Here is a 7966-nt window from a genome sequence, read left to right as displayed (position 1 = left end):
GTGGGGATGCGATGGGTGTGTTCCCGGCGGATCGTGGGTGGGATCTGGATTCCCTGTACAACCCGGATCCTGGGGTGGTGGGGACGTCGTATGCGCGTGCGGGTGGGTTTGTGTATGACGCGGCCGAGTTTGACGCGGGGTTGTTTGGTATCAGTCCGCGTGAGGCGTTGGCGATGGATCCGCAGCAGCGGCTTTTGTTGGAGACGTCGTGGGAGGTGTTCGAGCGGGCGGGGATTGATCCGACGGGGTTGCGGGGTGCGCGGGTCGGGGTGTTCGCGGGGACGAACGGGCAGGACTACATTGCGCTGCTTGATGATCGGGCGGCGGCGGAGGGGCATGTCGGGACGGGTAACGCGGCGAGTGTGATGTCGGGTCGGGTGTCGTACACCTTCGGTCTGGAAGGCCCAGCGGTCACTGTCGACACGGCGTGTTCCTCCTCTCTGGTGGCGTTGCATCTGGCCGCGCAGGCACTGCGTGCCGGTGAGTGTGAGATGGCGCTGGTCGGCGGTGTCACCGTCATGTCGACACCCGGAACCTTCGTGGAGTTCTCCCGTCAGCGGGGTCTGTCGCCGGATGGGCGGTGCAAGTCGTTCGCGGCGGGTGCGGACGGGACGGCGTGGGGTGAGGGCGCCGGTGTCCTGCTGGTCCAGCGCCTGTCCGACGCCCGCCGCGCGGGTCGCAGGGTGCTGGCGGTGGTGCGCGGTTCCGCGGTGAATCAGGATGGTGCGAGCAATGGGTTGACGGCGCCGAATGGTCCGTCGCAGCAGCGGGTGATCCGCCAGGCGCTGGCCAGCGCGGGCCTGTCGCCGTCGGATGTGGACGTGGTGGAGGCGCACGGTACGGGTACGACGCTGGGTGATCCGATCGAGGCGCAGGCGCTGCTCGCTACCTACGGTCAGGACCGCCCGGCGGAGAACCCGTTGTGGCTCGGTTCGATCAAGTCGAACATCGGTCACACGCAGGCGGCGGCGGGTGTCGCGGGGATCATCAAGATGATCCTCGCGATGAGCCACGGCACGCTGCCGGCGACGTTGCATGTGGATGCGCCGTCGCCGCATGTCGACTGGGCGGCCGGGGCGATCGAGCTGCTGACCGAGTCCCGTCCGTGGGAGGACAGCGGCCGTCCGCGTCGGGCGGGTGTGTCCTCGTTCGGGGTGAGTGGGACCAACGCGCACATCATCCTCGAGCAGGCCCCCGACCTCGAACAGCTCTCGGGGGAGCCCGCGGCCGGTCCGGTGAACGCGGCCGGTCTGCCGGTCGTCCCGCTGCTGGTCTCGGGCCGGGACGAAGCGGCGCTGCGGGCGCAGGCAGGTCGTTTCCAGCAGGCCGAAGGTGACGTTCTCGAACTCGCGGCCGCGACGGTCCGGCGGGCCTCACTCGCACATCGCGCGGTGGTTCTGGCTGCGGGTACCGATGATCTGCGCGCTGGGCTGGAGGCGCTGCGAGGCGAGGTGTCCGTGCCGAACGTGGTGCGGGGTGTGGTGGGTGAGGGCCGCCTGGCGGTGGTGTTCACCGGGCAGGGCGCACAGCGGATCGGGATGGGCCGGGCGCTGTACGAGACGTTCCCGGTGTTCGCGGATGCCTTCGACGCCGTCTGCGCCCACCTCGACATCCATCTGGATCGGCCGATCCGCGCACTGATCAACGATGACGCGGAGCTGTTGGACCAGACCGGCTATGCGCAGCCGGCGTTGTTCGCGGTCGAGGTCGCGCTCACCGCGCTGCTGGGCCACTGGGGTGTGACCCCGGACATCCTGGTCGGCCATTCGATCGGTGAGATCGCCGCCGCGCATGCGGCCGGGGTGTTGGATCTGGCGGACGCCGCGGTGCTGGTGGCGGCGCGGGGTCGTCTGATGCAGGCGCTGCCCGCCGGTGGGGCGATGCTGGCGGTGCAGGCGGGCGAGGCCGAGATCCTCGCCGCGCTGGCGGAGGCCGGTGTCGCGGTGGATCTGGCCGCGGTGAACGGTCCGACCGCCGTGGTTCTCTCCGGGCCGGAGGACGCGATCGACGCGGCCGCAGAGCTGGCGGCCGCACGTGGGTGGAGGTCGTCCCGGCTGCGGACCAGCCATGCGTTCCACTCGGCGTTGATGGAGCCGATGCTGGCCGAGTTCGCCGCGGTGGTCCGTGGGCTGACGTTCCGCGAGCCGACGCTGCCGGTGGTGTCGACGGTGACCGGGCGGTTGGTGGAGGCCGAGGAGTGGTCCGACCCGCAGTACTGGGTGCGGCAGGTCCGGGAGCCGGTCCGGTTCGCCGACGCGGTCGCGACGCTTGCTGAGAACGGGGTGACCCGGTTCGTCGAGGCCGGCCCCGACGGTGTGCTGACCGCGATGGCCCAGCAGGTCCTGCCCGACGCCGAGGGCAGTGTGTTCGTCCCGCTGCTACGCCGCGACCGCGACGAGACGTCCACAGCGGTCACAGCACTTGCCCGGCTGCACGTCCACGGCGTCACCGTCGACTGGGCGGCCCTGTTCGACGGCACCGGGGCGACACCGGCGGAGAACCTGCCGACCTACGCCTTCCAGCGCCGGCGTTACTGGCCCGAGTTCTCCGACGACGAGCCGGAGCTGACAGGGGCGGGCGACGAGTCCGACTTCTGGAGGACCGTCGAGCGGGCGGACCTGCCGGGGCTGGCCGCCCAGCTCGGCGTGGACGCCCAGCCGCTGGAACACGTCCTGCCCGCGCTCGCGTCCTGGCGGGCCCGGCGCCGGCTGGCCACCACCGCCGACAGCTGGCGGTACCGGGTCGTCTGGAAGCCGGTCACCGAGGCGGAGCCGGCGCCGCTGGCCGGTCGCTGGCTGCTGGTCGGCGGCGGGTCCGGTGCGTGGGCCGGTCGGCTCGTCGAGCTGCTGACCCGTCACGGGGCGCAGGTTGTCACCCTCCCCGAGCCGGGTGACGACCGGGAGGCACTGGCCGGCCGTCTCCACGCGCTCGTCGACGGTTCGGCCGACGGCCCGGTCGGCGGCGTGCTCTTCCTCGCCACGGGCGACGAAGCCGTCGGTGACACGGTGGACGAGACGGTCGACGACGCGGCGGACGAGGTGGTCGGCGAGGAGGCCGGTGACCGGACGGCGGGGCTGAGCGGGGCGCCGCTCGCCGAGGAACTGGCGGTGGTGCAGGCCCTCGGCGACGCGGGGATCACCGCGCCGCTGTGGGTGCTGACCCGCGGCGCGGTGTCCACGGGACGCACCGACCGGCTCACCCGTCCCGCGCAGGCGCAGCTGTGGGGCTTCGGACGGGTCGTCGCACTGGAGCACCCGGACCGCTGGGGCGGCCTGCTCGACCTGCCGGAGACGCTGGACCGGCGTGCCGGGGACCGGGTCGTCGCCGCGTTCACCAGTGGTGAGGATCAGGTCGCGGTGCGGGCGAACGGGATCATGGCACGCCGGCTCGCGTCGGCGCCGGTCAGCGCTGCCTCGACCGTTCCGTGGCAGCCGCGGGGAACCGTGGTGATCACCGGCGGCACCGGTGGCCTGGGACGTCTGATCGCCCGCTGGGCCGCGGAGAACGGCGCCGAGCACGTGGTTCTCGCCAGCCGCAGCGGCCCGGCCGCCGACGGGGCCGGCGCGCTGGCCGAGGAGCTCACCGCGACCGGGGTCCGGGTCACCGTCCGGGCCTGCGATGTCGCGGTGCGGTCGGACGTCGCCGGTCTGCTCGCCTCGCTCGCGGACGAGCCCGTCCTGTCGGTCGTGCACGCGGCCGGGACGCTCGACGACGGCATCGTCGACGGGCTCACCCCGGACCGGCTGTCGGGTGTGCTGGCCGCCAAGGCGACTGCCGCCCGGCATCTGCACGAGCTGACCGAAGACCGCCCCCTCGACGCGTTCGTGCTGTTCGCCTCGACGTCGGGCACGATCGGCGCTCCGGGCCAGGCGAACTACGCGGCGGCGAACGCCTACCTCGACGCCCTGGCCGAGTACCGGCGCTCCCACGGCCTGCCGGCGACGTCGATCGCCTGGGGTCCCTGGGCGGATGCCGGGATGATCGCGGACACGGCCGCGCCGCTGCCGCTCCGCCGCAGCGGCATGTCCCTGATGAGCCCGGAGCTGGCGCTTGCTGCCCTTGCCCGTGCTGTCGGCGCGGGGAGCACCGGCGCGGGGAGCACCGAGGCCGGCGGCGCCGGCCATGCCGCGGTGGTGGTCGCGGACGTCCACTGGGAGCGGTTCGCCGCCGAGTTCACCGGGAGCCGGCCGTCTCCGCTGCTCGCGGACCTGCCCGCCGTCCGTGCGAGCCAGCCGGCCCACGGTGCCGGCGTCCTGGCCGCCGCGGACTCCCGGCCCGCCCTCGCCGCGCGCCTGGTGGCCCTTCCCGCGGCTGACCGCCGCCGGGTGATGACGGCCGAGGTGTGCCGGCAGATCGCCGCGGTGCTCGGCCATGCGTCCGAGCACGAGGTGGACGCGGCCCGGCCGTTCCGGGACCTCGGTTTCGACTCGCTGATGGCGGTGGAGCTGCGCAACAGGCTCCTCGCGGTCACCGGGCTGTCGCTGCCGACCACCGTCGTCTTCGACTACCCGAACGCCGACGCGATGGCCGCCTGGCTGCTGGAACGCCTGACGGCGGGTGCCCCTGACGGGTCGGCGCCGGTCCGGCCGGCCGGGGCCGGCGCGGGAGCGGGCCTCCTGACGGCGGCCGGTGTCGCCGACGACCCGGTCGTGATCGTCGGGATGGCCTGCCGCTTCCCGGGCGGGGTGGACTCCCCGGAGAGCCTGTGGGATCTGGTCCGTTCGGGCGGTGACGCGATCGGGGAGTTCCCGACGAACCGCGGCTGGGACCTGGAGACCCTGTACCACCCCGATCCGGACCATCCCGGGACGTCCTACTCGCGGGAGGGCGGGTTCCTCTACGACGCGGGCGAGTTCGACGCCGCGCTGTTCGGGATCAGCCCGCGCGAGGCGCTGGCGATGGACCCGCAGCAGCGGCTGCTGCTGGAGACGTCCTGGGAGGCGTTCGAGCGGGCCGGGATCGACCCGATGTCGCTGCGCGGCGCGCAGATCGGCGTCTTCGCCGGTACTAGCCTGCAGGACTACATCGCGCTGCTCGACGACAACGCGGCCGCCGAGGGGCACGTCGGCACCGGCAACGCGGCGAGCGTGATGTCGGGCCGGCTGGCCTACACGTTCGGCCTGGAGGGGCCGGCGGTCACCGTGGACACGGCGTGCTCGTCGTCGCTGGTCGCGCTGCACCTGGCGGCGCAGGCACTGCGGGCCGGCGAGTGCGAGATGGCCCTGGTCGGCGGCGTGACGATCATGTCGACGCCGGGGACGTTCGTCGAGTTCTCCCGCCAGCGGGGCCTGTCCGTGGACGGCCGGTGCAAGTCGTTCGCCGCCGGTGCGGACGGGACCGCCTGGGGCGAGGGTGCCGGTGTGCTGCTGGTGCAGCGCCTGTCGGACGCCCGCCGGGACGGCCGGCGGGTCCTCGCCGTGGTCCGGGGCTCGGCGGTGAACCAGGACGGTGCGAGCAACGGGCTGACTGCCCCGAACGGGCGGTCCCAGCAGCGGGTGATCCGCCAGGCGCTGGCCAGCGCCGGCCTGTCGGCCGCCGACGTCGACGCGGTCGAGGCGCACGGCACCGGCACCCGGCTGGGAGACCCGATCGAGGCCGACGCACTGCTGGCGACCTACGGGCAGGACCGGCCCGCCGGCCAGCCGCTGTGGCTCGGGTCGGTGAAGTCGAACATCGGTCACACCCAGGCCGCCGCCGGTGTCGCCGGGATCATGAAGATGGTCCTGGCGATGGGGCACGGCACGATGCCCGCGACCCTGCACGTCGACGCACCGTCGCCGCACGTGGACTGGTCGGTCGGCGCGATCGAGCTGCTCACCGAGCCCCGGCCCTGGGACGCGCCCGGCCGGCCCCGTCGGGCGGGTGTCTCCTCGTTCGGCTTCAGCGGCACCAACGCCCACGTGATCATCGAACAGCCGCCCCTGGACGAGCCGCTGGACCAGCCGCTGGGTGCGCCGGGGGACGAGCAGGCGGACGAGGCGGTGGTCGCGACGCCGGCCGCCCTGGTGGCCGAGCCCGGGGAGATCGCCCCTGCGGGCACCGCCCTCCCCGCGGGCCTTTCCTCAGGTCTGCCGGCGGTGCCGGTCCTGCTCGCCGCGCTGGACGAGACCGCGTTGCGTAACCAGGCCGAGCGCCTGCTCCAGCTGGCCCGGAGCAACGCCGAGATCGACCTGCCCGGCCTCGCCGCGGCCAGCCTCCGGCGTTCGGCACTCGCGCACCGGGCGGCGCTGATCGTGACCGACCGCGACGACCTGGTCGGTGCGGCGGAGGCCCTGAGTCAGGGCGGCTCCGCCCCGAACCTGGTCCGGGCGGTCGCCGGGCCCGGCCGGGTCGCGGTGGTGTTCACCGGTCAGGGTGCGCAGCGGGTCGGCATGGGCCGGGCGCTGTACGACACCTTCCCGGTGTTCGCGGATGCCTTCGACGCGGTCTGCGCGCACCTGGACGCCCACCTGGACCGGCCGCTGCGGGACCTGATCGACGGCGACGCCGAGCTCCTGGACCAGACCGGATACGCGCAGCCCGCGCTGTTCGCCGTCGAGGTCGCCCTCACCGCACTCCTGCGGCACTGGGGCGTCACGCCGGACGTGGTCGTCGGTCACTCGATCGGTGAGATCGCGGCGGCGCACACGGCCGGGGTTCTGGATCTGGCGGATGCCGCGGTGCTGGTGGCGGCGCGGGGTCGTCTGATGCAGGCGCTGCCCGCCGGCGGGGCGATGCTCGCGGTGCAGGCCACCGAGGCCGACGCCCTCGAGGCGCTCGCGGAGGCCGGCATCGCGGTGGACCTGGCCGCGGTCAACGGCCCGACCGCCATCGTCCTCGCGGGCCCGGCCGAGGCGATCAACGCCGCCGCTGCGTTGGCGACCGTACGCGGATGGAGGTCGACCCGGCTGCGGACGAGTCACGCCTTCCACTCGGCGCTGATGGAGCCGATGCTGGCCGAGTTCGGTGCTGTCGTGCGCGGGCTGACGTTCCACGAGCCGACGCTGCCGGTCGTGTCGAGCGTGACCGGCCAGCTGGTCGGGGCGGGCGAGTGGACGGATCCGCAGTACTGGGTGCGGCAGGTCCGCGAGCCGGTGCGGTTCGCCGACGCCGTCGCGACGCTGGCCGCCACCGGGGTGACGCGGTTCGTCGAGGCCGGCCCCGACGGGGTGCTCACGGCGATGGCCGCGCAGGTGCTGCCGGACGCCGAGGGCAGCGTGTTCGTTCCGCTGCTGCGCCGCGACCGTGACGAGACGTCCACGGCCCTGACCGCTCTGGCGCAGCTGCACGTCCACGGCGTCGCCGTCGACTGGGCCGCCCTGGTCGACGGGACCGGCGTCCGGCCGGCGGAGAACCTGCCGACCTACGCCTTCGCGCACCGCACCTACTGGCCGCAGGCCCCGGCGGAGCTGCCGGCTCCCGAGCGGGTCGCGGATCAGGCCGAAGCCGGCTTCTGGGACTCGGTCGACCGCTCTGACCTGCCCGCGCTGGCCGAGCAGCTCGGCGTCGAGGCGGCCTCGCTCGAGGGCGTGCTGCCCGTCCTGGCGTCCTGGCGGGCCCGCGGCCGGGCCCGCAGCCAGGCGGACGGCCTGCGCTACCGGGTGACCTGGAAGCCGGCAGGCGACCCCGGAAGCACCGTGCTGTCCGGTACCTGGCTGCTCGTCGGGGACGACACCCGCGGCCTCACCGAGCTCCTCACCGGCGCCGGTGCCTCGGTGGAGGTCATCCCGGACGGAGAGCGCCTGGCCCTGGCAGAGCGGTTGCGATCGGCCGCGGCGAGCGGACCGGTGGCGGGCGTGCTGTCGCTGGCCGCGTTCGGAACGGCACCGCTGACGGAGAGTCTGGCGGTGGTGCAGGCGTTGGGTGATGCCGAGATCGCGGCGCCGGTGTGGTTGGTGACGTCGGGTGCGGTGTCGACGGGTCGTTCCGATGGTGCGGTGGATCCGTTGCAGGCGCAGGTGTGGGGTCTGGGCCGGGTGGTGGGTCT

The 7966-nt window shown here is 73.9% G+C and carries 1 protein-coding gene; it reads left to right on the top strand.

Annotated elements, in window-relative coordinates; all coding sequences use genetic code 11:
• Window positions 1-7966: type I polyketide synthase (locus tag AB1460_RS34465; protein ID WP_420497445.1), on the top strand; the 7966-nt coding region annotated here is incomplete at both ends.

The organism is Parafrankia sp. FMc2 (assembly GCF_041008525.1).
GTDB lineage: Bacteria > Actinomycetota > Actinomycetes > Frankiales > Frankiaceae > Parafrankia.
Note: the sequence above shows the minus strand (reverse complement) of the source record. Positions and strands in the feature narration are given on the sequence as shown.